Raw genomic sequence first — 26,908 nt, 5'->3', positions numbered from 1 at the left:
AATGCCTGAAGAACGGAACCTGAAAGGTAAGACCCTCGTTTTGGTCGACGGATCAAGCTATCTGTATCGGGCCTACCATGCGATGCCTGACTTGCGCGGCCCCGACGGCGAGCCGACAGGAGCCATCTACGGTTTCATCAACATGTTGCGTCGCATGCGCAAGGAAGTCACGGCAGAGTATAGCGCGTGCGTCTTCGACGCAAAGGGCAAGACGTTCCGTGACGATTGGTACCCCGATTACAAGGCCCATCGTCCGTCGATGCCGGACGACCTGTCCAAGCAGATCGAGCCGATCCATTTCGCCGTACGCGCGCTCGGCTGGCCGCTGCTGATGGTCGACGGCGTCGAAGCCGACGACGTCATCGGCACGCTTGCCACCGCTGCCGAACGCGAGGGGATGAACGTCATCGTCTCGACGGGTGACAAGGATCTGGCACAGCTCGTGAGCGATCATGTCAAGCTCGTCAACACGATGACGAACGAAACGCTGGACCGCGAAGGCGTCATTGCGAAGTTCGGTGTGCCGCCCGAGCGCATCGTCGATTACTTGTCGCTGATCGGTGATACCGTCGATAACGTGCCCGGCGTGGAAAAGTGCGGACCCAAGACGGCCGTCAAATGGCTTGCGCAATATGAAACGCTCGACGGCGTCGTGGCGCATGCGAGTGAGATCAAGGGCGTCGTCGGCGAAAATCTGCGCCGCGCGCTCGATTTTTTGCCGCTCGCCAAGAGGCTCGTCACGGTCGAGCGCGCATGCGATCTGACCGAGCATGTCGTCTCGATCGACGAAACGTTGCCGGCTCGGCCTGAATCGCCGCTCGAGTTGCGCGATCTGTTCATGCGGCACGGTTTCAGGACCTGGCTGCGCGAGGTCGAAGCGCTGATCGAGGGGGCGCAAGATGCCCAGGCCCAAGCGGGCGAAACGGAGCCGTCGGGCCTGCTCGCGGCCCAGAGCGCGCCGACGATCGCCCCTGAGCGTTGCTATGAGACTGTGCAGAGCTGGGAGCATTTCGACGCATGGCTCGCCAAGATCGATTCGGCCGAGCTGACGTCGTTCGACACGGAGACGACCTCGCTCGATCCGATGCAAGCCGAGATCGTCGGCCTATCCTTCTCGGTCGGCGCGGGATGCGCGGCCTATATTCCGGTCGCGCATCGCGGCCCGGACGCGCCGGTGCAGTTGCCGCGCGACGAGGTGCTGGCCAAGCTAAAGCCTTGGCTCGAAAGCCACGATAAGAAGAAGGTCGGCCAGCACTTGAAGTACGACGAGCAGGTGCTGGCCAATCACGGTATCGAGTTAAATGGCGTCGAGCACGACACGTTGCTGGAATCGTACGTGCTCGAGTCGCATCGTCCGCACGACATGGACAGCCTTGCCTCGCGTCACCTCGGGGTCAAGACGATCAAGTACGAGGACGTAGCGGGCAAGGGCGCGCAGCAGATCGGTTTCGATGAGGTGCCGCTCGAGAAGGCGGCCGAATATGCGGCCGAGGATGCCGACGTCACGTTCCAATTGCACGAGGCGCTCTTTCCGCAGATCGAGCAAGAGGCGGGCTTACTGCACGTCTATCGCGACATCGAACTGCCGACGGCACGCGTATTGCGCAAGATGGAGCGCAACGGCGTGCTGATCGACAGCGAACGGCTGCGTCGTCAGAGCAGCGAGATCGCCTCGCGTCTTATCGAATTGGAAGGCGAGGCCTATGAGTTGGCCGGCGGCGAATTCAATTTGGGCTCGCCTAAGCAAATCGGGCAGATCTTTTTCGAGCGATTGCAGTTGCCCGTCGTGAAGAAAACGCCGAGCGGCGCGCCGTCCACCGACGAAGAAGTGCTGCAAAAGCTCGCCGAAGATTATCCGTTGCCGAAGCTCTTGCTCGAGCATCGCGGCTTGTCCAAGCTGAAGTCCACTTACACGGACAAGCTGCCGCGCATGGTCAATCCGAAGACGGGGCGCGTGCATACGAATTATGCGCAAGCGGTCGCAGTGACGGGACGGCTTGCGTCGAACGATCCGAACTTGCAAAACATCCCCGTGCGCACGGCGGAAGGCCGCCGGATCCGCGAGGCATTCATCGCGCCGGCGGGCAGCAAGATCGTCTCGGCCGACTATTCGCAGATCGAGTTGCGCATCATGGCGCATATCTCGGGCGACGAATCGCTGCTGCGCGCGTTCGCTCAAGGAGAGGATATCCACCGCGCCACGGCGGCCGAGGTTTTCGGGGTGACGCCGCTCGAGGTCACAAGCGATCAGCGGCGCATCGCGAAGGTCATCAACTTCGGCTTGATCTACGGGATGAGCTCGTTCGGGCTGGCCTCCAATCTCGGTATCACGCGAGATGCGGCCAAGCTCTATATCGATCGGTATTTCGCGCGGTATCCTGGCGTGGCGCGCTACATGGACGAAACGCGCGCGAATGCGAAGATCAAAGGCTATGTCGAAACGGTTTTCGGGCGCCGGCTTTGGCTGCCCGAGATCAACGGCGGCAACGGTCCGCGCCGGCAAGCCGCCGAGCGGGCGGCGATCAATGCGCCGATGCAAGGCACGGCCGCCGATCTCATCAAGATGTCGATGATCGCGGTGCAGGCATGGCTCGAACGAGAAAATGCCAAGAGCCGCATGGTCATGCAGGTGCACGATGAACTCGTGCTCGAAGTCCCCGACGACGAACTGTCCGTCGTACGCGAGAAACTGCCGCAATTGATGTGCGGCGTGGCGGCGCTGAAAGTGCCGCTCGTGGCGGAAGTCGGTGCCGGCGCGAATTGGGAGGAAGCGCATTGATGCGCTGATCCCGGCGCTCATGCGTTCGCCCGTATGGCTTCAATAAGCCCGGGCCGCCTCGCGCGAGCGCCGCTTCGCGGACAATGACCGACCTTGCTCGCGGCGCTCCCCACGAGCAGGCGACCGAACCGAATTATCAACGGCATAGGGAGTATCGGCATGCATCGTTTTATCGTCGTGGGAGGAGGCGCGGGCGGGCTCGAGTTGGCAACCCGCCTTGGCGATCGTTATGGCGGGCGAGGAGCGGGCGAGGCGCGTGCGCTCGTCACGCTCGTCGATCGGTATCCGACACATATCTGGAAGCCCTTGCTGCATGAGGTCGCGGCGGGCAGTCTCGATCCGTTCACACAGGAACTCGAATATCCGGCACAGGCGCGCTGGCACGGTTTCGAATTCCAGCAGGGTGAGCTGGCCGGCATCGATCGCGCGGCCAAGCGCATCACGATCGCCCCCGTCATCGATGCCGACGGCGCCGAAATACTGCCGCGACGCGAGCTTCAATACGACACGCTCGTCATCGCCATCGGCAGCACGACCCACTTTTTCGGCGTAAACGGTGCAGCCGAGCATTCGATCGCACTCGATACCGTCGCGCAAGCGGATCGGTTTCGCAAGCGGCTCATCGCAGCCTGCATGCGGGCGGAACACCAGCCGCACGAGACGGTGGAGTCGGGCCCCGGCACGTCGCCGGAAACCGAGCCGCGAATTCAAGTCGCCATCGTCGGCGGCGGTGCGACGGGCGTCGAGCTTTCGGCCGAACTGCGCAATACGGCGCAGGTGCTCTCCGCGTACGGTTTGCATAAGCTCGATCCGCGCAACGACATCGGGATCGTTCTGATCGAAGCGGGCCCGCGCATTTTGCCGGCGCTGCAAGAGCGCGTATCGAGCGCAACGGCCGACTTGCTGCGCAAGCTCGGCGTGAAGCTCATGATCGGCGAGACGGTGGCGGAGGTCGCGCCCGGCATCGTGCGCACGGCGAGCGGCAAGGTCGTACGCGCCGATCTGACGGTCTGGGCGGCAGGCATCAAGGCGCCGCCCGTGTTAGGCCAATTGGACGGGCTCACGGTCAACCGCCTCGGGCAACTCAGCGTGCGCCGGACACTGCAAACGGAAGTCGACGACGACATCTTCGCCCTCGGCGATTGCGCGGCTTGCCCGTGGCCCGGCAACGAACGCAATGTTCCGCCGCGGGCCCAGGCGGCTCACCAGCAGGCGAGCTTCTTGTTGAAGGCGTTGTCCAAGCGCCTCGAAGGCAAGCCGCTGCCCGAGTTCACGTACCGCGATTTCGGCTCGTTGGTATCGCTCGGCCATTTCAGCGCGGTCGGCAATCTCATGGGCGGCCTGATCGGCGGCAGCATGCTCATCGAGGGGCTGTTTGCGCGCTTTATGTATATGTCGCTGTATCGGTTGCACGTCGCGGCGTTGCACGGTTATCCGCGGATGATGCTCGATACGGTCGCGCACTGGCTGCGGCGGACGACGCTGCCTCGGGTCAAACTGCACTAAACGCAGAACGACGCGTGCGGCCGAACCGCTAGGCCGCACGCCGACTATCGTGTTGGGTTCGTTCGGTCTGAATCGGGGCGCCGCCGCCTATTCTCTCTGGCTAAGCGATTAGGCTTCCTGTTTTTCTCCAGGATCGCGCCTGCGCCGGCGTATGGCCGCACGATTTGCCGAAAACATGAGCCACCCCCCTCTCGCCACCCATATGGTTTCGCTTCCCGACGGGAAGCAAACCAACAACGCGCTCGGTTATTGTACGAGCACGTCGGTCAACCCCGATCGCCCCACCACGCTGAGGCCGCTCGATTCGGCTTGGTCGAAATGGGTGCTCAAGGGCACGAACGTCGTCGTTAAATGGTTGAAAGTGCCCGGGCAACCCGAGTTCTTGCATGTGCTCGACGGCGAGACATCGACTTCGACCCGGCTGCCGCGGCGCTTGCTACAGCGATCCGCGGCCGATGTCGTCACGGTTCGGACGTTGCATCCTCGGTACTTTTCCACGGATGTCGCGCTGGAGTACGGTACGGCGTCGCCCTATACGGGCGCCTCGATCATGATCACTCCGTTGGGACGATGGCAATGCGACCTGCCGCTCGGCACCGGCGTCAAGATTCTCAATCTCAGTGCCCCGGGTAACCCGGTAAAGAGCGGGGAATTCGCATCCCAGTCGTCGATCGCCAGGTACGCTTCCACTGGCGCGAGGTTTTTAAAAGACGCGCCGGGCGGGTAGCCTGGGAATGGCGCCCGGCTCGTTTGCCCGTTCGGCCGTTACGGGTTCGGGCCGGTGGCGACCGGGCGCGACGGGTCGGCGCACCATTCGCTCCACGAACCGGCGTACAGCGCGGGGCCGTGCAAGCCCGCCACTTCCATCGCTAGCGCATTGTGGCAGGCGGTGACGCCCGAACCACATTGAAGCACGACCTGCTCCGGTTGCTTTTGTCCGATGACGGCCGTGAACTCGTCGCGCAGCGTATGCGCCGACTTGAAGCGGCCATCGGCCGTCAGGTTGTCGCGGAAGAAGCGATTGAGCGCACCGGGGATGTGGCCGGCGACAGGATCGATCGTTTCGTTTTCGCCGCGGTAGCGATCGGGGGCGCGCGCGTCGACGACAACGTGGTCGCCGCCCTTCATATTGGCGAGCACATGCTGCGCGTCGACGGTTACGGCAAGCGGTGCGGCGGCTTTGAAGTCGCCGCGTGCCGCAGCGGCCGGGGTGGCCGTCTCGAGTTGCTGCCCCGCTCCCTGCCAGGCTTGCAAGCCGCCATCGAGCACGGCGACCGAATCGTGGCCCAACCAGCGGAGCAGCCACCACAGGCGAGCTGCGTAGCCCCCGCCTTGCGCATCGTAGGCGACGACCTGTTGCTGCTGCTTCAAGCCATGCGCTGCCAGCGTGTCGACAAGCGCGTCGCGCTCCGGCAGCGGGTGACGTCCGTTCTTGCCGTTCTTGGCGCCCGAGAGGTCGCGGTCCAAGTGAAGGTAGTGTGCGCCGGCGATATGGCCCGCCGCATAGGCGCGTTCTCCGGCGGTGGGATCGGCCAGGTCGAAGCTGCAATCGAAAACGAGCACGCTGCCCGGCGCGGCGGACAAGCGTTCGGCCAGATTGTCGGCCGAGATCAGCGTTGTGTAATGGGTGTGCGGCATGATGGACTCCTCGTTGGCGAGCGTGCTCGCGCGTGGACGGCGGATGACTGAAGTCTAAACAAAAAGACGGGCAAGAGGCATTTTCGCCATCTTGCCCGTCTCGAGGATCGGCGCTAGTGCAGCCGGTCCTTAGATCTCTCCGAGTTCCCGTCGCAGGAATTCGTGGAAATGTTGCATGCCGTCTTCCATAGGGCTTTGATACGGCCCAACTTGCGATTCGCCGCGCTCGAGCAGCGCCAGCCGGCCGGCATCCATGCGCTCGCCGATCTCGTCGTCCTCGCGCGCCGTTTCCATATACGCGGCGCGCTCGGCTTCCACGAACTCGCGTTCGAACAGCGCGATTTCCTCAGGGTAGTAAAACTCGACGATATTCGTCGTCTTACGCGGCCCGCGCGGAATCAGCCACGACACCACGAGTACGTGCGGATACCACTCGATCATGAGGCCCGGGTAGTAGACCATCCAGATGGCGCCGTACTCGGGAGGGGCGCCGTCGCGCATACGCAGCACCTCGTCGTGCCACTTGCGGTAGATCGGGCTGCCGGCTTTCGCCAGGCCGTTATGCACGCCGACCGTTTGCACGCTGTACCAGTCGCCGAACTCCCACGTCAGATCGTCGCAGTTGACGAAGCTGCCGAGGCCCGGATGGAACGGCACGACGTGGTAGTCCTCGAGGTACACCTCGATGAACGTCTTCCAGTTGTAATTGCACTCATGCACTTCGACGTGATCGAACATGTAGCTCGAGAAGTCGAAGTGGTGCTGCGTGCCGAGCTTGGCGAGATCTTTCGCGACGTCGCGGCCTTGCGTTTCGAACAGCAAGCCGTGCCAATTCTGAAGCTTCGTAGCTCCGAGATTCAGGCACGGGTTGTCGGCGAAGTGCGGTGCGCCGAGCAACTCGCCTTCGAGGTTATAGGTCCAGCGGTGTAGCGGGCAGACGATGTTTTCGGCCTGGCCGCGCCCGTTGAGCATGATGGCTTGACGATGGCGGCAGACGTTCGACAGCAGCTCCACCTGCGAACGTGAGTTGCGTACGAGTACGCGCCCCTCGTTTTCGCTTGGCAGTGCGAAATAATTCCCCGCCTCGGGCACCATCAACTCATGCCCGATGTAACGAGGACCCTTCTTGAAAAGTGTTTCGATTTCTCGCGCCAGGAGCGCGTCGTCAAAATAAGCCGTGACCGGCAGCTGGCTCGAAATGGCCTTGAGCTGCAATGCAGTGCTCAGATTGGACATTCCCACTCCCGATGAAAACGTGAAAGCAGCGAACAACCCAACCATCGAAGATTCGATTTAGGGAACCGGCGATTATACCCTTTCCCCCTCGCTTGGGGCGCTTAAGTACATGATTTGGGTCAAAAAACCGGAGCAAGAAGCAATCCCCTCGTTCCGAGTCGGGGCCCGACTGTTGTTTTTTTGCCCCGGGTTCGAGGGGGCATCCGAGCTGGCGGATGGGTCGGGTTGTGCGCTTTTGCCGTAGAATGTCCGACTTGTTTTTAATTTCACCCCGATCCCGATGGCGAAGACAGCACCCGAAGGCGCGGCCGCGCCCGTGTCCGGCGGCGAACCAGGGGACTCGGCGCTGCCCCAGAACTATGAAGCAGCGGTGGCCGAGTTGGAAGAGCTGGTTTCCCGAATGGAAAGCGGCGCCTTGAGCCTCGAGGAATCGCTGGCTGCGTACCGGCGCGGTGCGGCCCTCGTGGCGTTTTGTCAGCAGCAGCTGGAAAACGTGGAACAGCAGGTGCGCGTTCTCGATGGCGAGACGCTCAAGCCGTTGCCCACCGGTACCGCTCCCGCGGATAGCGGAGACGACCTATGACTTTTGAAGATTGGATGCGCGCGGTGCTCGCGCGCGTCGAAGCAGCTCTCGACCGTTACTTGCCCGCCACGGCCCTCGAGCCGGCGCGTCTGCACGAAGCGATGCGTTACGCGGTGCTGGGCGGCGGCAAGCGCGTCCGGCCGCTCCTCGTGCACGCGGCGGGAGAGCTGACGAATGCCCGGCCCGAAGCCGTCGAAGCGGCGTCCGCCGCGCTCGAGATGATTCACGTGTACTCGCTCGTGCACGACGATATGCCGTGCATGGACGACGACGCCTTGCGCCGCGGCAAGCCCACGGTGCACGTTCAGTACGACGAGGCGACGGCCTTGCTTGTCGGCGATGCTTTGCAGTCGCAGGCATTCATTGTGCTGACCGACGAGACGGCCCTGGACACGCGGGCGCAAGCAGCCCTGGTGCGGGAGCTGGCGGTGGCGAGCGGCTCGCTCGGCATGGCCGGCGGCCAGGCGATCGATTTGGCGAGCGTCGGACTGACGCTTACGCGCACGCAGTTGGAAACGATGCACAGAATGAAGACGGGCGCCTTGCTGCGCGCGTCGGTTCGCATGGGTGCGCTGGCGGGGACAGCGCCCGATGCGGACGTTCTGCGTGCGCTCGATGCGTACGCAGCCGCCGTTGGGCTGGCATTCCAGGTCGTGGACGACATTCTCGACGTCACGACCGATTCCGCAACGCTCGGCAAGACTGCCGGCAAGGACGCGAAGGACGGCAAGCCGACCTACGTGTCGATTATCGGGCTCGATGCCTCGCGTGCCTTGGCGGCGCAGTTGCGCCGCGATGCGCACGATGCGCTCGCGCCCTTCGGTGAGCGTGCCCGGCGTTTGGCCGAGCTTGCCGACCTGGTGGTGAACCGGGTGAGTTGAACGCGAAGCCCGCTAGCGCGCTATTGGCCTCGAGCAGCGCGAGAGAAAAGCGGGCGCGTAACTTTTCCTACAATGGAACGACGATGTACGACTTGTTGAAAACCATCGACGACCCGGCGGATTTGCGCCGCCTCGACCGCCGTCATTTAAAGCCTCTCGCCGACGAACTGCGTGCATTCTTGCTCGACAGCGTGTCGCAGACGGGCGGGCATTTGTCGTCGAATCTCGGCACCGTCGAGCTGACGATCGCCTTGCATTACGTATTCGATACGCCGCACGATCGAATCGTTTGGGACGTCGGCCACCAGACTTATCCTCATAAGATTCTGACGGGTCGTCGCGACCGGATGCCTTCGCTGCGTCAACGCGGCGGCATTTCCGGGTTCCCGCGCCGTTCGGAATCGCAATACGACACGTTCGGCACCGCTCACTCGAGCACGTCGATTTCGGCGGCGCTCGGCATGGCGATCGCGAGCAAGCTCGAAGGTATCGACCGCTTCTCGATCGCCGTGATCGGCGACGGCGCGATGACGGCCGGCATGGCGTTCGAGGCGATGAACAATGCGGGCGTGTGCGACGATGTGCCGCTGCTCGTGATCCTGAACGACAACGACATGTCGATTTCGCCGCCGGTCGGCGCGCTCAATCGGCATTTGGCGCGACTGATGTCGGGCCGGTTCTACGCGGCTGCCCGTGCAGGCGTGGAACGTGTGCTGCGCGTGGCGCCGCCGATGCTCGAGTTGGCCCGCAAGCTCGAAGAGCACGCGAAGGGCATGGTCGTGCCGGCTACGCTGTTCGAAGAATTCGGCTTCAACTACATCGGCCCGATCGACGGTCACGATCTCGATTCGCTGATTCCGACGCTGCAAAACATTCGCGAACTGCGCGGCCCGCAGTTCTTGCACGTGGTGACGAAGAAAGGCCAAGGCTACAAGTTGGCCGAAGCCGATCCGGTGCTCTACCACGGTCCCGGCAAGTTCAATCCGGCCGAGGGGATCAAGCCGAGTACGGCGCCTTCGAAGAAGACGTACACGCAAGTGTTCGGCGAATGGCTGTGCGACGCGGCCGAGCTCGATTCGAGCGTGGTCGGCATCACGCCGGCCATGCGCGAGGGCTCGGGCATGGTCGAATTCGAAAAGCGCTTCCCCGATCGTTACTACGACGTCGGCATTGCCGAGCAGCACGCCGTGACGTTCGCGGGCGGTTTGGCGACGGAGGGGCTCAAGCCTGTCGTTGCGATCTATTCGACGTTCCTGCAACGTGCCTATGATCAGTTGATTCACGACGTCGCGTTGCAAAACCTGCCCGTCGTGTTCGCGATCGACCGTGCCGGGCTCGTGGGCGCCGACGGTGCGACGCATGCGGGCGCATACGACCTCGCCTTCCTGCGGTGCATCCCGAACATGACGGTGATGGTGCCGGCCGACGAAAACGAGTGCCGCCAGATGCTGTACACGGCGCTTCAGCAGCCGAACCCGACGGCGGTGCGGTACCCGCGCGGCGCGGGCACGGGCGTGGCGACGGTCAAGCAGATGACGGCGCTGCCGGTCGGACGAGGCGAGATCCGCCGCGAATCGACGGCCCCGAAGGGCAGCCGGATCGCGATTTTGGCGTTCGGCACGATGGTCGCGCCGGCGTTGGCGGCAGCCGAGGCCCTCGATGCGACGGTGGCAAACATGCGCTTCGTGAAGCCGATCGATGCCGATCTGGTGCGCGAGCTCGCCCAGACGCACGATGCGCTCGTGACCATCGAGGAAGGGTGCATCATGGGCGGCGCGGGTTCGGCTTGCGTCGAATCCCTGCTTGCCAATGGGGTTGTTCGCCCCGTACTACAATTGGGCCTTCCGGACAGCTTCATCGATCATGGCGATCCGGCCAAGCTGTTGGCGGAATGCGGCCTCGACGGCGCGGGCATCGAAAAGTCGATTCGCGCGCGCTTTCTCGAGCCGGCGGCCAAACTGGCGGCGCAACGCGTCGCTTAGATCCCATGCCGGCCGCGTAAGCGGCCGCATGGTATGGATGCATACATGGGCCTTCGGGCCCATGTTTCGTTATTGGCGCGACTCGCGCCGGCCCTCGCGCGCCGGCCTCTTAGCCTCGCTCACTAGGACAGAACAACGATGAACCAAATGAACCCTGCCTTCGTTATGCCCGACGTGCAAAGTACCGTCGACACGCGGCAGATTGCGATTCAGCGCGTCGGGGTGAAGGGCGTGCGTCATCCTTTGACGGTGCGTACGGCAAGCGGCGACGTGCAGCCGACTGTGGGCACTTGGAATCTCGACGTGCATTTGCCCGCGGATCAGAAAGGCACGCACATGTCGCGTTTCGTGGCGCTCCTCGAAGGCAATAAGGCGCCGTTGGAGTCGGTCACGTTTCGCAAGATGCTAGGCGAAATGCTCGAGAAGCTGGAAGCGACGGGCGGCCGCATCGAAGTCAAATTTCCGTATTTCGTGCCGAAAACGGCGCCCGTGTCGGGCGTAACGAGCTTGCTCGACTATGAAGTGACGCTCGCGGCCCAAGCGCGCGGCGGCGAGATTCGTACGTTCATGACCGTCCTCGTGCCCGTGACGAGCCTGTGCCCGTGCTCGAAGGAGATTTCGCAGTACGGCGCGCACAACCAACGTTCGCATGTAACGATCGAAGTGGAGCTGGCTGCGGACCTACCGGTGGAGGCGTTGATTCGCATTGCCGAGGAAGAGGCGTCGTGCGAATTGTGGGGCTTGCTCAAGCGCCCCGACGAGAAGTTCGTGACCGAGCGCGCTTACGAAAATCCGAAGTTCGTCGAGGATCTCGTACGCGACGTCGCGCAGCGGCTCAATGCCGACGAACGGATCGTCGCGTATGTACTCGAAGCCGAGAACTTCGAATCGATCCACAACCACAGCGCTTATGCCGTCATCGAGCACGACAAGCGCCATGCCGCCGCCGTTTGACGGTAACGGCCGCTCCTAGCGCTTTTTTCGTACGCGGATGTGATGGCGCGGCGCCGGATGCGGCGCGCTATCGCGCGAGCGACGATAGATCCCAGCGCGGCTTGACCGTGAACGCGTAGTCCTTATCCGCTTGCTCGGGCCAGCGCTGCAAACGTAGTGCGCCCGCGAGCGCGATCATCGCGCCGTTGTCGGTGCAAAGCGAAAGATCGGGGTAGTGCACGTGGAAGCCGCGTTTTTTCGCGGCGGCCGACAGGGCTTCGCGCAGTTGGCGGTTCGCGCCGACGCCGCCCGCCACCACGAGACGCTTGAGCCGGGTGCGTTTGAGCGCAGCCAACGATTTGGCCACGAGCACGTCGACGGCGGCGTCGACGAAGCCGCGCGCCAGATCGGCTTTCGCTTGCTCGCAGACGTTGGCCCCCAACTTCTTGCTCTGTGTCAGTACGGCGGTTTTCAGGCCGCTGAAGCTGAAATCGAGGTCGCCCGAATGGAGCATCGGCCGCGGCAGGGCCACGGCGCCCGGCGTGCCGTATTCGGCGAGCCGCGAAACCTCGGGGCCGCCGGGATAGCCGAGTCCCAAAAGCTTCGCCGTTTTATCGAACGCTTCGCCGGCGGCGTCGTCGAGCGTTTCGCCGAGCGTCTCGTACACGCCGACTTCCGTAACGCGCATGAGCTGCGTGTGGCCGCCCGAAACAAGTAGCGCAACGAACGGGAAGGGCGGCGGCTCGTCTACCAATAGCGGCGAGAGCAGGTGGCCTTCGAGATGGTGAATGCCGATCGTCGGCTTGTCCCAGGCCATCGCAAGCGCGTTGGCGATACTCGCGCCGACGAGCAATGCGCCCGCGAGGCCGGGCCCTTGCGTGAACGCGATCGCGTCGATGTCGGTGCGCGAGGCGCCCGAGCGGGCGAGGACGTCCTCAAGCAACGGCAGCGCGCGGCGAATGTGATCGCGCGAGGCGAGTTCGGGGACGACTCCGCCGTATTCGCGATGCATGGCGATTTGCGAATGAAGGGCGTGTGCGAGGAGACCGCGCTCGGTGTCGTAGAGCGCGAGGCCTGTTTCGTCGCACGAGCTTTCGATGCCGAGAACGAGCATGATGAGTGGCTGAGCGCGGCCGGCGCGAGGCCGTCACCGCAAGGTGCCCGTGAAAAACACAAAAGTATAGCAGCGCGCCGTAAGAGCCCGCTTGCGCAGGTAAAATGCGCGCCATGGAATCTTTCGATATCGCCGTCATCGGCGCAGGCGCGGCGGGCATGATGTGCGCGGCCGTCGCCGGACAGCGCGGGGCGCGCGTCGTGCTCATCGATCATGCGCCACGCCTGGCGGAGAAGATTCGCATCTCGGGCGGCGGGCGATGCAATTTCACGAATCTTCAGGCGGGCCCGGCCAACTATCTGTCGAGCAATCCGCATTTCTGCCGTTCGGCGCTCGCCCGCTACACGCCGCGGGATTTTCTCGCGCTGCTCAAGACGCATCGCGTGACATGGCACGAGAAGCACCGGGGCCAGCTTTTTTGCGACCATTCGAGCGAATCGATCATCGACCTGCTCAAAGCCGAGTGCGATGCCGGTCGTATCGTTTGGCGTCGTCCCGTCGCTGTCCAGGATGTACGTCGCGGGGAGGGCGGTGCGTTCTCGATCGATACGAACGCGGGCGAGATCGGTGCGCGGGCGTTGGTAGTGGCAACGGGTGGCCTGTCGATCCCGAAGATCGGCGCGACGGATTTCGCTTACCGTGTCGCCAAGCAATTCGGACACAAGCTCGTCGATATGCGGCCCGCGCTGGTGCCGCTCACGTTTTCGTCAGAACAATGGGCCTCGTTTGCCACGTTGGCGGGCGTCTCGCTCGAAGTCGAGGTGAGCGCCGGCCCCAAGCGCGCCCAGGGTTCGTTCGTCGAGGACTTGCTGTTTACGCACCGGGGGCTGTCGGGCCCGGGGATCCTTCAGATATCGAGCTATTGGCCAAGCGGCGAGCCGATCGCGATCGACTTGCTTCCCGGGCGCGATGCGGCCGCGGAGCTGCTCGAGGCCAAAACGAGCGGGACCAAGCGGCAAATCGGCAATCTGCTGGCCCAATGGTTACCGGCGCGCTTGGCGCATGCGTGGTTGGAGGCGCACGACATTTCGGCGGAAGCGCGATTGGCCGATTTGTCCGATAAAACGTTGCGTCGTCTCGGAGAGGCGTTTTCGCGATGGACATTGACGCCTTCCGGCACCGAGGGCTATCGCAAGGCTGAAGTGACGAAGGGCGGTGTCGATACGAAGGAATTGTCGTCGACGACGATGATGAGCGCGCGCGTGCCGGGGCTGTATTTCATCGGCGAAGCGCTCGACGTGACGGGCTGGTTGGGCGGCTACAATTTTCAGTGGGCTTGGGCATCCGGGGTGGCGGCCGGCGAAGCTGCGTTCGAGTTCTCACGAAGCGCTTGACAACTTTCGTGTATTTGTGCAGAAGGTCTGCTATACTCCCGGACCTTTGGGAAATTTCCTTTTGGAAACATGACGATCATCCGCGTAAAAGAAAACGAGCCCTTCGAAGTCGCGATGCGCCGCTTCAAGCGCACGATCGAGAAGAACGGTCTGCTGACCGAGCTTCGCGCGCGAGAGTTCTTTGAAAAGCCCACATCCGAGCGCAAACGCAAGAAGGCTGCCGCGGTGAAACGCCATTTCAAGCGCCTGCGCAGCCAGATGCTGCCGAAAAAATTCTACTGATTGTCCCCACGCCGGTTCGGGCGACCCGTGCGGTTCGCGCGCGGGGCTGCATCGGCGTTTGGTTTTGTGGTGGCATCGGCTTCACGGCCGTCCCGAATCGTTCTCCTCGTCATCCGATTCGGTCGATCGCCTGGTCCTTGCCCTGCATGTAGCGCATGCCCGCGCAAAACCCGCTTGAGGAAAAGTCCCAAGCGGGTTTTTGCGCTCAGCGCTGCGCTGCATGAATTCGTTACCTATTCTTCTCTTCTTGCTTCGGGTGAAAGATGAGTCTCAAAGATCGCATCAACGACGATATGAAAGCGGCAATGCGCGCGCGCGAAACGGGCCGCCTTGCCACGATTCGTTTACTGCTGGCCGCCGTCAAGCAGCGTGAAGTGGACGAGCGCGTGACGCTCGACGATGCCGCCGTCACGGCCGTCATCGACAAGATGATCAAGCAACGCAAGGACTCGATCAGCCAATTCGAAGCCGCGGGGCGTACCGATCTCGTCGAGCAGGAGAGCGCGGAGCTTGCCGTGCTGACCGCTTATATGCCGGCGCAACTGTCCGAGGCGGAGATCGCCGCCGAGGTGCAGGCTGCCGTGGCCGAGACGGGCGCCGCGGGCCCGCAAGACATGGGCAAGGTCATGGGTGTGCTCAAGGCCAAGCTGGCCGGGCGTGCCGATATGACGGCCGTATCCGGGCTCGTGAAAGCGGCGCTGACCAAGTAACCGAAAGCGCGGTGCCGGGATGCGTGCATCGAGTGCATGCGTCCCGGCCCGCTTAGCTTTACTTCATCGCCTGTGATTCCACACGCCTTTCTTCAGGATCTGCTCAACCGCGTCGATATCGTCGACGTGGTGGGCAAGTACGTCCAGTTGAAGAAAGGTGGGGCGAATTTCATGGGTTTGTGCCCGTTCCATAACGAGAAAAGCCCGTCGTTTACCGTTAGTCCAACTAAGCAGTTCTATCACTGCTTCGGTTGCGGCGCGCACGGTACGGCAATCGGGTTCCTGATGGAGCATGCGGGGCTGTCGTTTCCCGAGGCCGTAGGCGACCTGGCTCAATCGGTCGGCTTGACGGTGCCGCAGGAGCCGTCGCCCGCGCGCGGCGGTTATGGCGGCGGGAGCGGCGGCGGATTTGCGCCGGCGCCGGTCGACGGCAAAGCCGTTGCCGCGCTCTCCGATCTGATGCAAACCGCGTGCGACTACTATCGCAAGGCGCTGCGCGGTGCGCCGCAAGCTATTCAGTACCTGAAAAAGCGTGGACTGACCGGCGAAGTGGCGGCCCGTTTCGGGCTCGGTTACGCGCCCGACGGCTGGCAGAACCTGGAAGCCGTCTTCCCCGACTATCGAAACGACGGGCTTGTCGAAGCGGGGCTCGTGATCGTCAGCGAGAAGACGGATGCACAAGGCCAGGCTCGCCGTTACGACCGCTTCCGCGAGCGGATCATGTTCCCCATCCGCAACGTCAAGGGACAGGTCATCGGCTTCGGCGGGCGCGTGCTCGACGGCGGCGAGCCGAAATATTTGAATTCGCCGGAAACGCCGCTATTTAGCAAAGGGAGCGAGTTGTACGGGCTTTTCGAGGCGCGCTTGGCGATACGCGAGGCGCACTCGGTGCTCGTCGTGGAAGGGTATATGGATGTCGTCGCGTTGGCGCAGCTCGGTTTTCCGAATGCCGTTGCGACCCTCGGAACCGCGTGTACGCCGATTCATGTCCAAAAGCTGCTGCGTCAAACCGATACGGTGATCTTCAGCTTCGACGGCGATTCGGCAGGCCGTCGTGCCGCGCGGCGCGCATTGGACGCTTGCTTGCCGCATGCCGCCGATAACCGGACGATCCGTTTCCTGTTTTTGCCGCAGGAACACGATCCGGACAGCTTCATCCGCGAGTTCGGCAAAGAGGCATTTTCGGAGCAGATCGCGCATGCGCTGCCGTTGTCGCAGTTCATGCTCAACGAGGTATTGACCGGCAAGGAGCTCGATACGCCGGAGGGCCGGGCGCGTGCGCTCTTCGATGCGAAACCGCTGTTGCAGGCGCTGCCGGCGAACGCTTTGCGCGCGCAGATCATGCATATGTTCGCGGACCGGCTCGATGTGCCGTTCGAAGAGGTCGCGGCGCTGTGCGATGTCGATACGCGTATCGTGGCCGCGGCTCGGCCGGCGCCCGCGCGTAAGGACAGGCGCCGCGTGACCGGGATCGAGGAACGCGCATTGCGTAATTTGGTGATGTATCCGCGCATCGTTTCCGTGCTCGACGAGGAGAGCGAGGAGAGTCTCTTTAACCAAAGTCACCACGGCGAACTGTTCGCGGAAGCGGCGACGCATGCGCGTGCATTGGGCGAAGCGGCCGAGTTTCAGCACCTTTCGGATTTGCTTAGAAATGGGGCCAACGCGGCGACTTTCGAAGAAATCTTCCGCGAAATTCTGGACTATGATGAAAACGTACGCGATTTGCTAATGCGCGACGCGCAGGATGGCGCGGCGGCCGAGCAGCAGCAAGAGCGCGAACGCATCGCTGCCGAGGAGTTCCAGGCGGCCATCCTGAAAATCCGCTACGACGCGTGCAGCGAGCGGCTCGAGCGTTTGTCGAGACAGGCGAAGCTTACGCAGGACGAGATCGAACAATTCGCGGAACTGAACCGGCAACGGGCCGAAATGAAGCGGCAGTTGGGGCTATGAGCGCGGACGGGTTCGGAAGAGGGACTACGCCGTGTGTGATATAATAAAAGGTTTTCAGCGGTTTAGTTTGTCTTTTCAAAGCAGGGGCGCTGCGGCAGAGGCGAGATAGCGATGGCAAAGACTACGGGCGAGAAGGCTGCTACGGCACGCTTGACGGATCCTAGCAAGGGCGGTGCCCGAGGATCGGAGAAGCGGATGACGGGGCCGGCGCGCGGAGTTGTCGGAGCTGGATCTGCTGAGGCTTCTGTCGGAAAGAAATCGGCTGCGGGCGCAGCGGAGCGGGCCGGCAAGCGATCGGCAAGCTCGGGGGCTGTGCGAACTTCGGCGGCAGCCGCCGATATGACCAAGGCGGCAAAGACGTCCGCCAAGCCGGAGACGAGAGCCGCCGCCGCGAGGCGGGCCGGTTCGAAAAGCGCAGAGGGCGCGACTGCCACGCCGGACGATTCGGCAGTGCGCGATACCCAAGTATCCACGGTGCAACCGGCTGAAGTCCAGCAGCCGCGAGTCGAGACTATAGCCGGTACGGCGAACTCCATGACGAAAAAGCTGAACGAAGTATCTGTCGATGACGACGCAACCACTCAAAACGAAGAGCCGCAAGCTCCTTCGGGCAAGGGTGAGAAAGCCAAGGCGCGCGATCGTCGCGCGAAGGAAAAGGCGCTGCTGAAGGACGCGTTCGCGTCGACTCAGCCTGGCACGGCGGAGGAGCTCGAAGAGCGCCGCTCGAAGCTGCGCGCGCTGATCAAGCTCGGCAAGGAGCGCGGCTTTCTGACGTATGCGGAAATCAACGACCACTTGCCCGATAACTTCGCCGAGACCGAAGCGATCGAAGGCATCATCAGCACGTTCAACGACATGGGTGTGGCCGTCTACGAGCAGGCCCCCGATGCCGAGACGCTGCTGTTGAACGACAACGCGCCGGCTGTTTCGTCGGACGACGAAGTGGAAGAGGAAGCGGAAGTTGCCCTTTCGACCGTCGATTCGGAGTTCGGCCGTACGACCGACCCGGTCCGGATGTACATGCGGGAAATGGGTACGGTCGAGCTGCTCACGCGCGAAGGCGAAATCGAGATCGCGAAGCGGATCGAAGACGGCCTGAAGCATATGGTGATGGCGATTTCGGCGTGTCCGACGACGATTGCGGACATCCTTGCGATGGCCGAGCGCGTGGCGAACGACGAAATCCGTATCGACGAGCTCGTCGACGGCCTGATCGATCCGAACGCGGAAGACACCGATGGCTTCTCGGCGCAAGAGGCCGAAGCGATCGAAAACGAGAGCGAAGAGGAAGAGGAAGAAGAGGGCGACGAGGAAGAAGAGGACGACGGCACGGCGCAGGCTACGGCCAACGCTGCGCAGCTCGAGGCCCTCAAGCGCACGTCGCTCGAGAAGTTTGCCTTGATCAGCGAGTGGTTCGACAAGATGCGCCGCGCGTTCGAGAAGGAAGGCTACAAGTCGAAGTCTTACCTGAAGGCGCAAGAGACGATTCAGAACGAGTTGATGTCGATTCGCTTCACGGCGCGTACGGTCGAGCGTTTGTGCGATACGTTGCGTGCGCAAGTGGACGAAGTGCGTCAGGTCGAGCGTCAGATTTTGCATATCGTCGTCGACAAGTGCGGTATGCCGCGTTCGGAGTTCATCGCGCGCTTCCCGAGCAACGAAACGGACCTCGACTGGTCCGAGAAGGTCGTGGCCGAAGGGCATGCGTATAGCGCGATCTTGTCGCGTAACATCCCTGCGATTCGCGAACAGCAGCAGCGCTTGCTCGATTTGCAAGCGCGCGTGGTTCTGCCGCTGAAGGATTTGAAGGAAACGAATCGCCAGATGGCGGCGGGCGAATTGAAGGCTCGTCAGGCCAAGCGTGAGATGACCGAGGCGAACTTGCGTCTCGTGATTTCGATCGCTAAGAAGTACACGAACCGTGGTTTGCAGTTCTTGGATCTGATTCAGGAAGGCAACATCGGTTTGATGAAGGCGGTGGACAAGTTCGAATATCGTCGCGGCTACAAGTTCTCCACGTATGCGACGTGGTGGATTCGTCAGGCCATCACGCGTTCGATCGCCGACCAGGCGCGCACGATCCGTATTCCGGTTCACATGATCGAGACGATCAATAAGATGAACCGTATTTCGCGGCAGATTCTCCAGGAGACGGGTCTCGAGCCCGATCCGGCGACGCTCGCGGAAAAGATGGAGATGCCCGAAGACAAGATCCGCAAGATCATGAAGATCGCGAAGGAGCCGATCTCCATGGAAACGCCGATCGGCGACGACGACGATTCGCACCTTGGCGATTTCATCGAGGATTCGAATACGGTTGCGCCTTCGGATGCTGCGCTGCATGCGAGCATGCGCGATGTCGTGAAGGACGTGCTCGATTCGCTGACGCCGCGCGAAGCGAAGGTGTTGCGTATGCGTTTCGGTATCGAAATGAGCACGGACCACACGCTCGAAGAAGTCGGCAAGCAGTTCGACGTGACGCGCGAGCGGATCCGTCAGATCGAGGCTAAGGCGCTGCGCAAACTGCGTCACCCGAGCCGTTCCGACAAGCTCAAATCGTTCCTCGAAGGGAACTGATTCGAGAGGATCGGTCGGTAGGGAAAAGAGGCCCGGCATCGATATGCCGGGCCTTTTTTTGAGGTGTCGGCATTCGGTATGTGTTTGTTGAGCTTTTTGCCGATTTTGCTATTTGCACGTTGCGGCATTAGCCGATAGACTCGCAATCTTTCCGCGACGATCCCGCTCGCGGACATGGACATCCGCCACGATCAGAGCATTCCAAACCGTGGCGCGAGACGGGCCGGACGCCGTGCTGGTTGCAGGCAGCGGACTCATAATCCGCCTCCGAAAGGACACCGTGGGTTCGACTCCCACCCGGCCCACCAAAGAATCTCCCGACTATCCCCAACGTCTCCCAAAAACTACGGTGAGACAAGGGCTTGGCGAGATCATGTTACCAAGTTTCACCAGAGTTTACCATTGACACCCAAAAAATTTGGGGGCATCGTTGGTGGCATCTCTTCGATTCTTGGGGCATCAATATGCCCCCTGCTTCTGATGCCCCTTACCGACGTTGCAGTACGAGCCGCGAAGCCTCGCGAGAAAGCCTACAAGCTCGCCGATGGACATGGAATGTACCTCGAGGTTATGCCATCGGGAGCCAAGTATTGGCGGCTCAAATACCGAATTGACGGGAAAGAGAAGCGCGCCGCATTGGGCGTCTATCCAAATGTGTCCCTGTTGGAAGCGCGCAAGGAGCGGGACAAGATCAAAGAATCCGTCCGGGCTGGGCTAGATCCAACGCATGAAAAGCGGCGGCTCAAGCTCGAGCGCACGCTCGACCGCGCGAATTTGTTCGAAGCTGTCGCGCGTGAGTGGCACGACAAACAGAAGGTCGGTTGGACTGAGAAGCATGCCAATCGTGTCTGGAAGATGATCGAGAACGAGCTGCTCGCTCCATTGGGCGCGCGGCCGATCCGCGAAATCTCCGCTCCCGAACTGCTTGCCGTCATGCGCACGATCGAGAGCCGCGATGCCCTAGACATCTCACATCGGTGTCTACAAACGGCGAGCCAGATCTTTCGTTATGCGATCGCAACCGGCCGGGCCGACCGCGACCCGGCGCCAGATCTCCGCGGAGCACTGAAGACGCGCGCCGTCGTGCACATGAAGCGTATCGGCGAGTCAGAGTTGCCCGAGCTGATGCAGAAGATCGCGACCTACGACGGCGACCTTCAAACGCGCCTGGCGCTGCAACTGCTCGCGCTGACGTTCGTGCGGACGGTCGAGCTGCGCAACGCCGAATGGTCGGAGATCGACGAGGTAAAGGCTGAATGGCGTATCCCAGCCGCGAAGATGAAAATGCGTTCGGAGCACATCGTCCCGTTGTCGACGCAGGCGCTCGCTGTCATCAAGCAGCTTCGGGAACTGAACGGCAACTGGGCGCTGCTGTTTCCGAGCAGGTCCAACGCCAGGAAGCCCATCAGCGAGAACACCGTGCTATACGCCCTGTACCGTCTGGGTTATCACTCTCGGATGACCGGCCACGGCTTCCGCGGGCTGGCGTCGACGATCCTGAACGAGAACGGCTTCAACAGCGACTGGATCGAGCGTCAGTTGGCTCATACGGAGCAGAACAGCGTTCGGGCGGCTTACAATCATGCGCAGTACCTGCCGGAGCGCCGACGAATGATGCAGTGGTGGGGTGCCTACCTAGAGCAATCATCTGCTGATATTTCAATTTGAAAGAAAAGTCACCATGTGGTGACTGATGGTGCTCGAGGGGGCGAGCTGCTTGCCAGGGGCGAATTTTTTCGCTTGCTAGCGAACAAAGCGTTACTTCTTGTTGAGAAATCACAAATTTTTCCCTCAACTTGTTGTGTAGAATGCCGTTAAAGCACAGGTAACGGTCTTGCACCTCACCTTCCACCGGAGAGTCCCATGAGCAACAAAGGCAATACCGGGAGCATCCACGGAATTGAAGATGCACCTCGCGACGGCGAGCATAGTCACGACGAGGAAGTTCCTCCAGTCAGCGAGCGAGCCGTTGTCCTGAACATTGCGCGCACCGTTGAGGCGCTGAAAGGTCCTTTTGTAACCGTGCCCTTGGGGCTGACCCGAGAAGAAAAGCGCCGTTTCATCCTGAGTCACGCAAAATAACACCGTCAAATGGCGTACACCTGGGCATTTAATGCGCAGTTCGCACTAGAATTTTCAAGATTCCAGAAGGACCAGCAAGACGCCGTCTTGGACTTTACGGACACGTTCGACGCCCACGGCCTTTCCGACTTCACGAAGTTCCCGGGCAAGATTACATATTCGTGGAGAGGCCTGCCGCCTGGGTCGCCTGAGTTCGTGTACGCTCGGGCAAACGAACTTTGGCATTACCATATCGGGTTGCCGGTCTATACGACCGGTCCGAAATATTCGACGTCAGATTGGGTCCTACACTTTCAATGGCCCGGTCGCGGCGATCATGTCAATCTCGTGGACCTCTGTTATCACTACACTTCGTCCGGACAGTTCTACATGCCGGGCGCAAAGTACTTGATTCCGAAATCTGACGAATAGCCTCTGCATAATTCGCCCCGCGCGGGCTTTTTCACATCTACAGCACCGCACACCGCGCCGGCGCGATCGGCACCTCAATCGCCTCCCCGACCCACAGCACCGGCCAGTCTGACGAGCCGTCGAAGCCGAGGAAATTCCACAGCATCTCACCCGCGGCGTTCCAGCCGTTGAAGCGCGCCGGCTGGATCTCGTCTTGCCACTCGTGGCCCGGCTCGCATAGGTCGCGGTCGTCGGCGTCCGGATCGATCTCGGGGATAACCCAGTAGAAGACGCCGGGGATCAGTTGCTTGTCGTTCACCATCGGATCACCTCGCGTGACGGGTTCAACGCAAGGGTAGTCCCGTCGATCGCTGTTGCGGCCCCCGGGGCGATCGTCTCGCGCTGTTTCGTGCGCGAAGCTCACTATGTGAGCCTGGCTATCTCGTGACGTACTGCGCCCACCGGGGAAACTGATCGAAGAATGTGTCGTCGAGTTGGCAGGTCAACGTGACCGGCGAGCCGGGCGCGGCCGTCTGCATCGGATCGACAATGTTGCCCATGATCAGTCGAGCATCGTTGCCGGTGTTGCGCTCCCACGCTTCCAGATCTTCTTCGAATTGCATTCGATCCCGCTTCGGAATTGTGAAGGTAGCCTGGCGCATCGTGCCCTCGAAGGTTTGAACTCGGCAGCCATTATGTCGGCGCCGGATTACGTCATCGTCGCGAGGCGATAAGATCTCGGCAATTACCGCACGCAAGGCGTCCAATGAAGATACGTCTCGACGAATGGCTCAAGCGCGAGTTCTATCCGCCGCCGGCGGTCCGGACCGCTCGGCTCTGGATCAAGCAGGGAAAGATCTACCCGCCTCCGATGAAAGTCGGACGGGCGTACTACGTTGACGAGAAGGCTGTCTACGCAGATAGCCGTATTCGTCCCACATTGGCTGAGCGCGTTTTTGGCAGGCAAAGCAAATGAGCATCCTCACCGACGAAGAGCTGGTGCAGCTTACTGGCGGCCTCAAGCAGGGCGCTGCGCAATGCCGGTGGATCGAGCGGCAACTTGGGTTCAGGCCGCCTCGCAAGATTGACGGCCATCCAATGATCACTTGGGAGCAGATCAACGGAGCGGTGCAGCCCGAGTCCAAAAAGTCCACGAGGTCGAAGATCAACTGGAAGACGCCTTTGTGAGCGACTACCTATCATCCTATGAACCCGCCGACCTTATCGGCTGCAAGCACAACCAGCGCGCGGCGATGACGAAGTGGCTGGAGCAGAATGCGTGGCCCTTCGTGGTTGATCGAAACGGCTTGCCGAAGGTTCTTCGCACGTATCGAGACTGGAAGCTCGGCATCAGCGAAGAGCGACCGGATACGCGATACGACGCTCAGCCAAACCTCGATGCGTTTAAGACGTGATACGCGACCCGTAGAGCTGCTCCATCTCTTTCACTGCGGCAGTCCGACGAGCGTCGATGTATGCAGCCAGGTCTTCGATGTGGACACCCTTTGCTCCCTTCTGCGAAGACTCCATGCGTATGACCGGTAAGCGGACCTCGCCAGCCGAGATCTTCCGTAGCAGCGTCGGCACTGTGAGCGGCGCGAAGTAGTCGCTGCAAACCGATGCGATGGGAATCACCGCTTGAGCGTCGTACTGCGCCATCAGCAAAAAGACCGTCTTCATAGATCCGTCCTTAGTTGAGGTCGATCGAGTTTACAAAATTCCGCTTGACGCCCTGTGCGCTCGCGCACTAATCTTGAATCGTCGCTGAGACAACAGCGGCCTGGGTTTAGCAGCCCGGAATACACAGGCGGACGACCGCCAATAGGCGGTATTTTTTCGTCCGTTGTATCATTGCGCACCCAGTTTATGGGTGGGCCGTGGTGGGGAGGCGCTCGCGCCTGCCGGTTCCTGTGTTCCGGTCTGCTAACCCCACTACGTGCCTGCCCACCCGTTTAGCAGCGACGGCAGGCTCTTCGAACACAGGAGCCCATCATGCCCAGTGCATCTGCTCGTCTCGAGCATCCCCAGCAACTCATCTCCATCGTCACTCACGCGATCCGTGCGGCCGCTCTGGCCCCGTCCGAACGTGAAGCGCTCGACATCGTCGGGGGCGCCTTGTCCGACGCCGTTGCGCTCCTGAAGTCCGAATCGAATCAGCGTTCTGAGGCCGTCCTCTGCCTCTTTTCGACGAATTGACGACCTGATAGTCAGTCGCAGAATTTGAGAAGAACTGACCGCGACGACAGGTCGATGAATCTGTTAGGACTACGAAATAATCAGACGATGGAGAACCATATGGACCGAAATACCGAAAGCACCGAAGCAGTCGCACATACTTTTCCGTCGACTAAACCGGCCATCAGTGAACTGCAGGCGTGCCAAGAACAACTCGCCGGCATCGACAACATGTGTCAGGTGCAGCTCGGCCAAATAGAAGCGATCGCAACTACGATGCTTCGCGCAATGGAAACACCGAAATTTTGGATGTCTCCCGAGACCATGATGGAGAACTTGGGCCTCATCCAGTACCTCGCCGCGGACCTGGCGAACTACGTCAATAGTGCCGCGGAAGAGGTGGGATGCAACTATGTCGACGAGATCAAGCGCACGCAGCAACGGCGCATCTGCGAGGCGTTTCTGACAACTCATCGGGATGAGGTCAGTCATGGATAAGCACATCAACCTCGCATCGCTCCCCAAGGACGAGGCGCTTCAGCACGCGCGCGCCGGTGGCCGTTCAATTTTCGGCGACGAGGGTGCCGTATCTTCCGTGTACACGGATTTGCTGAGGCATTGGATCGATGCGAACATGCCCTGTGCGGTCGGCCAGACGGACGAAGAGTTCGACGAGATCATGCTCGAAATGGAAAAGGAGTTCGAAGCCGGCGTCGACGATGCGATCAAACAGGCTCGTTCCGATATTCAACCTGCCGCGGCGCTCAAGCGCGCATCCGTCATGCTGATCGACGAGTCAACCGCAGCATGGCGGATATTCAACGTCCTCGCGTTCATGGCGGAGGCAATCCCGGACGATGATCGAGATGGTCTGCCAGTGAAATGCACCCTGATCAATCTACGAGAAGACATGGAAAAGCTGGCGTTGAACCTCATGGACCTGGTTTCGAAGGCTAAAAGCGACGTGGAAGACGGTGGCGGCCCAGCATGAAGGTGAATCCATCAAATCAGGTGGACCCTCAGCTCATCGATGCCGTGAATGCTGGGTGTATCGTGGTATTTTCCGATGAGTGGGGGAACGATCGAACGCTGGAAGCTCGAGCACTGGCCGTCGTATCAGGTGGCACCGCAGCATTAGTTGGGTATCAACTTGATGGCGGTGTTGGCATTGCGCCGGAGCAGCTTTGGAAGCGGATAGACGCATTGAGTCGCTTCACTGTGATGGAAGTTGCAGGAGACCTTCCTGCGCGATCGATACCGTCGCAGTACGTCGAAAATGTTGGGCGACTGCTGGCGCTGGCGCCCAATACTACGTGGGACCAGACGCGGCATATCACATCGAGCGACGATGATGCGTGATAGCGAATGCTACTTCATCCAATCCGGTTTCCAGTCCGACGTTAGTACCGGTCTCGACGATTCTCCGAACAGGCGTTCGACATGGGATCGCAGCACGGCGAGCGAGCCGTCCGGCCGCATCTTGTGCTGGATGCCCATGCTGTTGAGCACGCGAATCCTGGCGGCGTTTTGGCGCTTGCCGGTAAGCTCGGTCAGATCGTCTTCGGTCAGGAACATCGTAGGCATGGCGGTTTCAGGATAGGACGGTAGACCGCCATAATAGTTGACAACCGCGCCTAGCCCGACGGGGCGAAAGCAGGGCTCCCTTACCCTGTTGGCGCGGTTCCATTTTTAGGGGTGCGTGAGGTCGCAGATGAAGATCGGAGCTTTCAAATACTGGTATTCCATTGCTGAAGCTGCGCAAGTTGCCGCGCAGAAGATTGGCGAACCCATCACCTCCAGCGACATCGTCGACAAAATCGAGTATGGGGAATTGGATGCATGGTTTGATGCAACCGGGCGCTATGCGAAGAGGGTCTATCTTGCTTCGCACAATGAGCCTGAAACCAAACAACATCGTACCCCCGGTTTCCTTGCTAGTGGTAGTCAAGAAATAGAGGGAATGATGGGCTACTACCGGCTATACAAGGGGCCTCGCAGCGGCGAAGTGAGATTCGAGCCGATTGACGATAAGATTGCGAAAGCCGCATGGGTGGATGGTACATTGCTGGTCGATCACGATGAGGAATCCGTTTTGCAAATCGTGAAAAGGAAGGCTGGCGTATCAATGGACAGTCGAAATTCGAAAGATTTTGTGATTTGCTATGACGAATTTCCTCGCGATAAAATATGGATCGCTTCCGATGATTTACGGGGCCTGCTTGACGATAGTCGTCCCCCTCTTGAAGCGGTAGCCGACATGAGCGCTACGGAAAAGAATGCCGTCTATAAGCTACTCGCGGCGATGGCTGTTAAGAATTATGAATACAAACCTGGTGCAAAGAAGCAAGCAAAAGGTGTTATGTCTAGTATCCAGGATCACGTAAAGAGTATGGGTATCAGCCTATCCGACGAGACGATCGCAAAGTATCTGCGGGACGCCACTTCCCAGTTTGTGAAGGATACCAATCCTATCCAGGCCATGGCCAAACACCTCGCAGTCGGGAAATAGGAGCCTGGCCAATCAACCAGAAATCGTCTTGCACAACTCGATTTCGGGTTTTAGAAATTCCACTTCTCTACGATTCGCTCACCTACCAACCACAGCAAGGTTGAGCGAAAGTGACTAAGGCATCCGAAACGGCCGACCGCGGCCAAGCCGCAGCGCCGATCCTCCCTCCAATCGGCCGCTCCAAGTTCTCACAGATCGAGCCGTTCATCGGCATGTGTCGCGAGTCCTGGCGCAAGCTCGGCCT

General features: G+C 61.0%; 29 protein-coding genes and 1 tRNA gene. 23 read left to right on the top strand and 7 right to left on the bottom strand.

The window, feature by feature from the left end; genetic code table 11:
* Position 1 precedes the first annotated feature (1 nt).
* The 3 genes from polA (at position 2) to AB1286_RS30150 (ending at position 5,012) form a co-directional block, all read left to right on the top strand.
* Entirely contained in the window at positions 2–2,779 is a 2,778-nt protein-coding gene (gene polA, locus AB1286_RS30160; protein ID WP_430366853.1) for a DNA polymerase I, read from the top strand.
* A gap of 159 nt (positions 2,780–2,938) precedes the next feature.
* Complete coding sequence (locus tag AB1286_RS30155; RefSeq protein WP_430366852.1) at positions 2,939–4,285, top strand: NAD(P)/FAD-dependent oxidoreductase; 1,347 nt, start codon at positions 2,939–2,941, stop codon at positions 4,283–4,285.
* Between the two features lie 175 nt (positions 4,286–4,460).
* Positions 4,461–5,012 carry a hypothetical protein gene (locus tag AB1286_RS30150; protein ID WP_430366851.1) on the top strand — a complete coding sequence of 184 codons (552 nt, stop codon included), beginning with the start codon at positions 4,461–4,463 and terminating at the stop codon, positions 5,010–5,012.
* A 38-nt stretch (positions 5,013–5,050) separates the two neighbouring features.
* Here the strand turns inward: AB1286_RS30150 and AB1286_RS30145 are convergent, their stop codons facing one another.
* Together AB1286_RS30145 and AB1286_RS30140 are read right to left on the bottom strand one after the other, a co-directional pair.
* Entirely contained in the window at positions 5,051–5,923 is an 873-nt protein-coding gene (locus tag AB1286_RS30145; RefSeq protein WP_430366850.1) for a sulfurtransferase, read from the bottom strand.
* A gap of 129 nt (positions 5,924–6,052) precedes the next feature.
* Positions 6,053–7,159: an aromatic ring-hydroxylating oxygenase subunit alpha gene (locus AB1286_RS30140; protein WP_430366849.1), complete on the bottom strand. Its 1,107-nt coding sequence runs from the start codon at positions 7,157–7,159 to the stop codon at positions 6,053–6,055.
* 280 nt (positions 7,160–7,439) lie between these two features.
* Here AB1286_RS30140 and AB1286_RS30135 point away from each other — a divergent pair, with 280 nt between their 5' ends.
* From AB1286_RS30135 to folE2, 4 genes are all read left to right on the top strand, one after another.
* Positions 7,440–7,742 carry an exodeoxyribonuclease VII small subunit gene (locus AB1286_RS30135; protein WP_116139032.1) on the top strand — a complete coding sequence of 101 codons (303 nt, stop codon included), beginning with the start codon at positions 7,440–7,442 and terminating at the stop codon, positions 7,740–7,742.
* Complete coding sequence (locus AB1286_RS30130) at positions 7,739–8,623, top strand: polyprenyl synthetase family protein (RefSeq protein ID WP_430366848.1); 885 nt, start codon at positions 7,739–7,741, stop codon at positions 8,621–8,623. Before AB1286_RS30135 ends, AB1286_RS30130 begins: the two co-directional genes overlap by 4 nt.
* 83 nt (positions 8,624–8,706) lie before the next feature.
* On the top strand, positions 8,707–10,605 hold the full coding sequence (gene dxs, locus AB1286_RS30125) for a 1-deoxy-D-xylulose-5-phosphate synthase (RefSeq protein WP_430366847.1): 1,899 nt from the start codon (positions 8,707–8,709) through the stop codon (positions 10,603–10,605).
* A gap of 138 nt (positions 10,606–10,743) precedes the next feature.
* Positions 10,744–11,559 carry a GTP cyclohydrolase FolE2 gene (gene folE2, locus AB1286_RS30120; RefSeq protein ID WP_430366846.1) on the top strand — a complete coding sequence of 272 codons (816 nt, stop codon included), beginning with the start codon at positions 10,744–10,746 and terminating at the stop codon, positions 11,557–11,559.
* 67 nt (positions 11,560–11,626) lie between these two features.
* On the opposite strand, the gene tsaD is transcribed toward folE2, so the two are convergent.
* A complete protein-coding gene (tsaD, locus tag AB1286_RS30115; RefSeq protein WP_430366845.1) occupies positions 11,627–12,652 on the bottom strand; it encodes a tRNA (adenosine(37)-N6)-threonylcarbamoyltransferase complex transferase subunit TsaD in 1,026 nt (341 codons plus the stop codon).
* A gap of 113 nt (positions 12,653–12,765) precedes the next feature.
* Between tsaD and AB1286_RS30110 the strand changes: the two genes are divergently transcribed.
* The 8 genes from AB1286_RS30110 (at position 12,766) to AB1286_RS30075 (ending at position 21,590) form a co-directional block, all read left to right on the top strand.
* Complete coding sequence (locus AB1286_RS30110) at positions 12,766–13,986, top strand: NAD(P)/FAD-dependent oxidoreductase (protein ID WP_430366844.1); 1,221 nt, start codon at positions 12,766–12,768, stop codon at positions 13,984–13,986.
* Between the two features lie 69 nt (positions 13,987–14,055).
* Positions 14,056–14,268, top strand: a complete 213-nt coding sequence (gene rpsU / locus AB1286_RS30105) for a 30S ribosomal protein S21 (RefSeq protein WP_430366843.1) — start codon at positions 14,056–14,058, stop codon at positions 14,266–14,268.
* Positions 14,269–14,531: 263 nt separating this feature from the next.
* Complete coding sequence (locus AB1286_RS30100; RefSeq protein WP_430366842.1) at positions 14,532–14,978, top strand: GatB/YqeY domain-containing protein; 447 nt, start codon at positions 14,532–14,534, stop codon at positions 14,976–14,978.
* A gap of 72 nt (positions 14,979–15,050) precedes the next feature.
* Complete coding sequence (gene dnaG / locus AB1286_RS30095) at positions 15,051–16,931, top strand: DNA primase (protein WP_430367363.1); 1,881 nt, start codon at positions 15,051–15,053, stop codon at positions 16,929–16,931.
* Positions 16,932–17,126: 195 nt separating this feature from the next.
* On the top strand, positions 17,127–19,508 hold the full coding sequence (gene rpoD / locus AB1286_RS30090; protein ID WP_430367362.1) for an RNA polymerase sigma factor RpoD: 2,382 nt from the start codon (positions 17,127–17,129) through the stop codon (positions 19,506–19,508).
* 220 nt (positions 19,509–19,728) lie between these two features.
* A tRNA-Ile gene (locus AB1286_RS30085) sits at positions 19,729–19,816 on the top strand.
* 172 nt (positions 19,817–19,988) lie between these two features.
* Positions 19,989–21,176: a tyrosine-type recombinase/integrase gene (locus AB1286_RS30080; RefSeq protein ID WP_430367361.1), complete on the top strand. Its 1,188-nt coding sequence runs from the start codon at positions 19,989–19,991 to the stop codon at positions 21,174–21,176.
* A gap of 195 nt (positions 21,177–21,371) precedes the next feature.
* Positions 21,372–21,590: a hypothetical protein gene (locus AB1286_RS30075; RefSeq protein ID WP_430366841.1), complete on the top strand. Its 219-nt coding sequence runs from the start codon at positions 21,372–21,374 to the stop codon at positions 21,588–21,590.
* A 448-nt stretch (positions 21,591–22,038) separates the two neighbouring features.
* On the opposite strand, the gene AB1286_RS30070 is transcribed toward AB1286_RS30075, so the two are convergent.
* Positions 22,039–22,302, bottom strand: a complete 264-nt coding sequence (locus tag AB1286_RS30070; protein WP_430366840.1) for a hypothetical protein — start codon at positions 22,300–22,302, stop codon at positions 22,039–22,041.
* Between the two features lie 115 nt (positions 22,303–22,417).
* Entirely contained in the window at positions 22,418–22,603 is a 186-nt protein-coding gene (locus AB1286_RS30065; protein WP_430366839.1) for a hypothetical protein, read from the bottom strand.
* A gap of 143 nt (positions 22,604–22,746) precedes the next feature.
* Here AB1286_RS30065 and AB1286_RS30060 point away from each other — a divergent pair, with 143 nt between their 5' ends.
* The 3 genes from AB1286_RS30060 to AB1286_RS30050 are packed head-to-tail and all read left to right on the top strand — an operon-like array spanning position 22,747 to position 23,395.
* Positions 22,747–22,956, top strand: a complete 210-nt coding sequence (locus AB1286_RS30060) for an excisionase (RefSeq protein WP_430366838.1) — start codon at positions 22,747–22,749, stop codon at positions 22,954–22,956.
* On the top strand, positions 22,953–23,168 hold the full coding sequence (locus AB1286_RS30055; RefSeq protein ID WP_430366837.1) for a DUF4224 domain-containing protein: 216 nt from the start codon (positions 22,953–22,955) through the stop codon (positions 23,166–23,168). The genes AB1286_RS30060 and AB1286_RS30055 overlap by 4 nt, the downstream gene beginning before the upstream one ends.
* A complete protein-coding gene (locus AB1286_RS30050; RefSeq protein ID WP_430366836.1) occupies positions 23,165–23,395 on the top strand; it encodes a DUF4224 domain-containing protein in 231 nt (76 codons plus the stop codon). The genes AB1286_RS30055 and AB1286_RS30050 overlap by 4 nt, the downstream gene beginning before the upstream one ends.
* Here AB1286_RS30050 and AB1286_RS30045 read toward each other — a convergent pair.
* The gene (locus AB1286_RS30045) at positions 23,385–23,660 is read right to left on the bottom strand and encodes a pyocin activator PrtN family protein (protein WP_430366835.1); all 276 of its coding nucleotides are present in this window, start codon (positions 23,658–23,660) and stop codon (positions 23,385–23,387) included. The genes AB1286_RS30050 and AB1286_RS30045 overlap by 11 nt on opposite strands.
* Positions 23,661–23,972: 312 nt before the next feature.
* Between AB1286_RS30045 and AB1286_RS30040 the strand changes: the two genes are divergently transcribed.
* The 4 genes from AB1286_RS30040 (at position 23,973) to AB1286_RS30025 (ending at position 25,514) form a co-directional block, all read left to right on the top strand.
* Entirely contained in the window at positions 23,973–24,176 is a 204-nt protein-coding gene (locus tag AB1286_RS30040; RefSeq protein ID WP_430366834.1) for a hypothetical protein, read from the top strand.
* 99 nt (positions 24,177–24,275) lie between these two features.
* Positions 24,276–24,653, top strand: a complete 378-nt coding sequence (locus AB1286_RS30035; RefSeq protein ID WP_430366833.1) for a hypothetical protein — start codon at positions 24,276–24,278, stop codon at positions 24,651–24,653.
* The gene (locus tag AB1286_RS30030; RefSeq protein ID WP_430366832.1) at positions 24,646–25,146 is read left to right on the top strand and encodes a hypothetical protein; all 501 of its coding nucleotides are present in this window, start codon (positions 24,646–24,648) and stop codon (positions 25,144–25,146) included. Before AB1286_RS30035 ends, AB1286_RS30030 begins: the two co-directional genes overlap by 8 nt.
* Positions 25,143–25,514 (top strand): hypothetical protein, encoded by a 372-nt coding sequence (locus tag AB1286_RS30025; protein ID WP_430366831.1) that lies wholly within the window; start codon positions 25,143–25,145, stop codon positions 25,512–25,514. Before AB1286_RS30030 ends, AB1286_RS30025 begins: the two co-directional genes overlap by 4 nt.
* 9 nt (positions 25,515–25,523) lie before the next feature.
* Here the strand turns inward: AB1286_RS30025 and AB1286_RS30020 are convergent, their stop codons facing one another.
* Positions 25,524–25,739 (bottom strand): DUF4224 domain-containing protein, encoded by a 216-nt coding sequence (locus tag AB1286_RS30020; RefSeq protein WP_430366830.1) that lies wholly within the window; start codon positions 25,737–25,739, stop codon positions 25,524–25,526.
* A 127-nt stretch (positions 25,740–25,866) separates the two neighbouring features.
* On the opposite strand from AB1286_RS30020, the gene AB1286_RS30015 reads away from it, so the two are divergent.
* Positions 25,867–26,664, top strand: a complete 798-nt coding sequence (locus AB1286_RS30015; protein WP_430366829.1) for a hypothetical protein — start codon at positions 25,867–25,869, stop codon at positions 26,662–26,664.
* The last annotated feature ends 244 nt before the right edge of the window (positions 26,665–26,908 follow it).

Source organism: Trinickia sp. NRRL B-1857, assembly GCF_050470685.1.
Classification (GTDB): Bacteria; Pseudomonadota; Gammaproteobacteria; order Burkholderiales; family Burkholderiaceae; genus Trinickia.
Note: the sequence above shows the minus strand (reverse complement) of the source record. Positions and strands in the feature narration are given on the sequence as shown.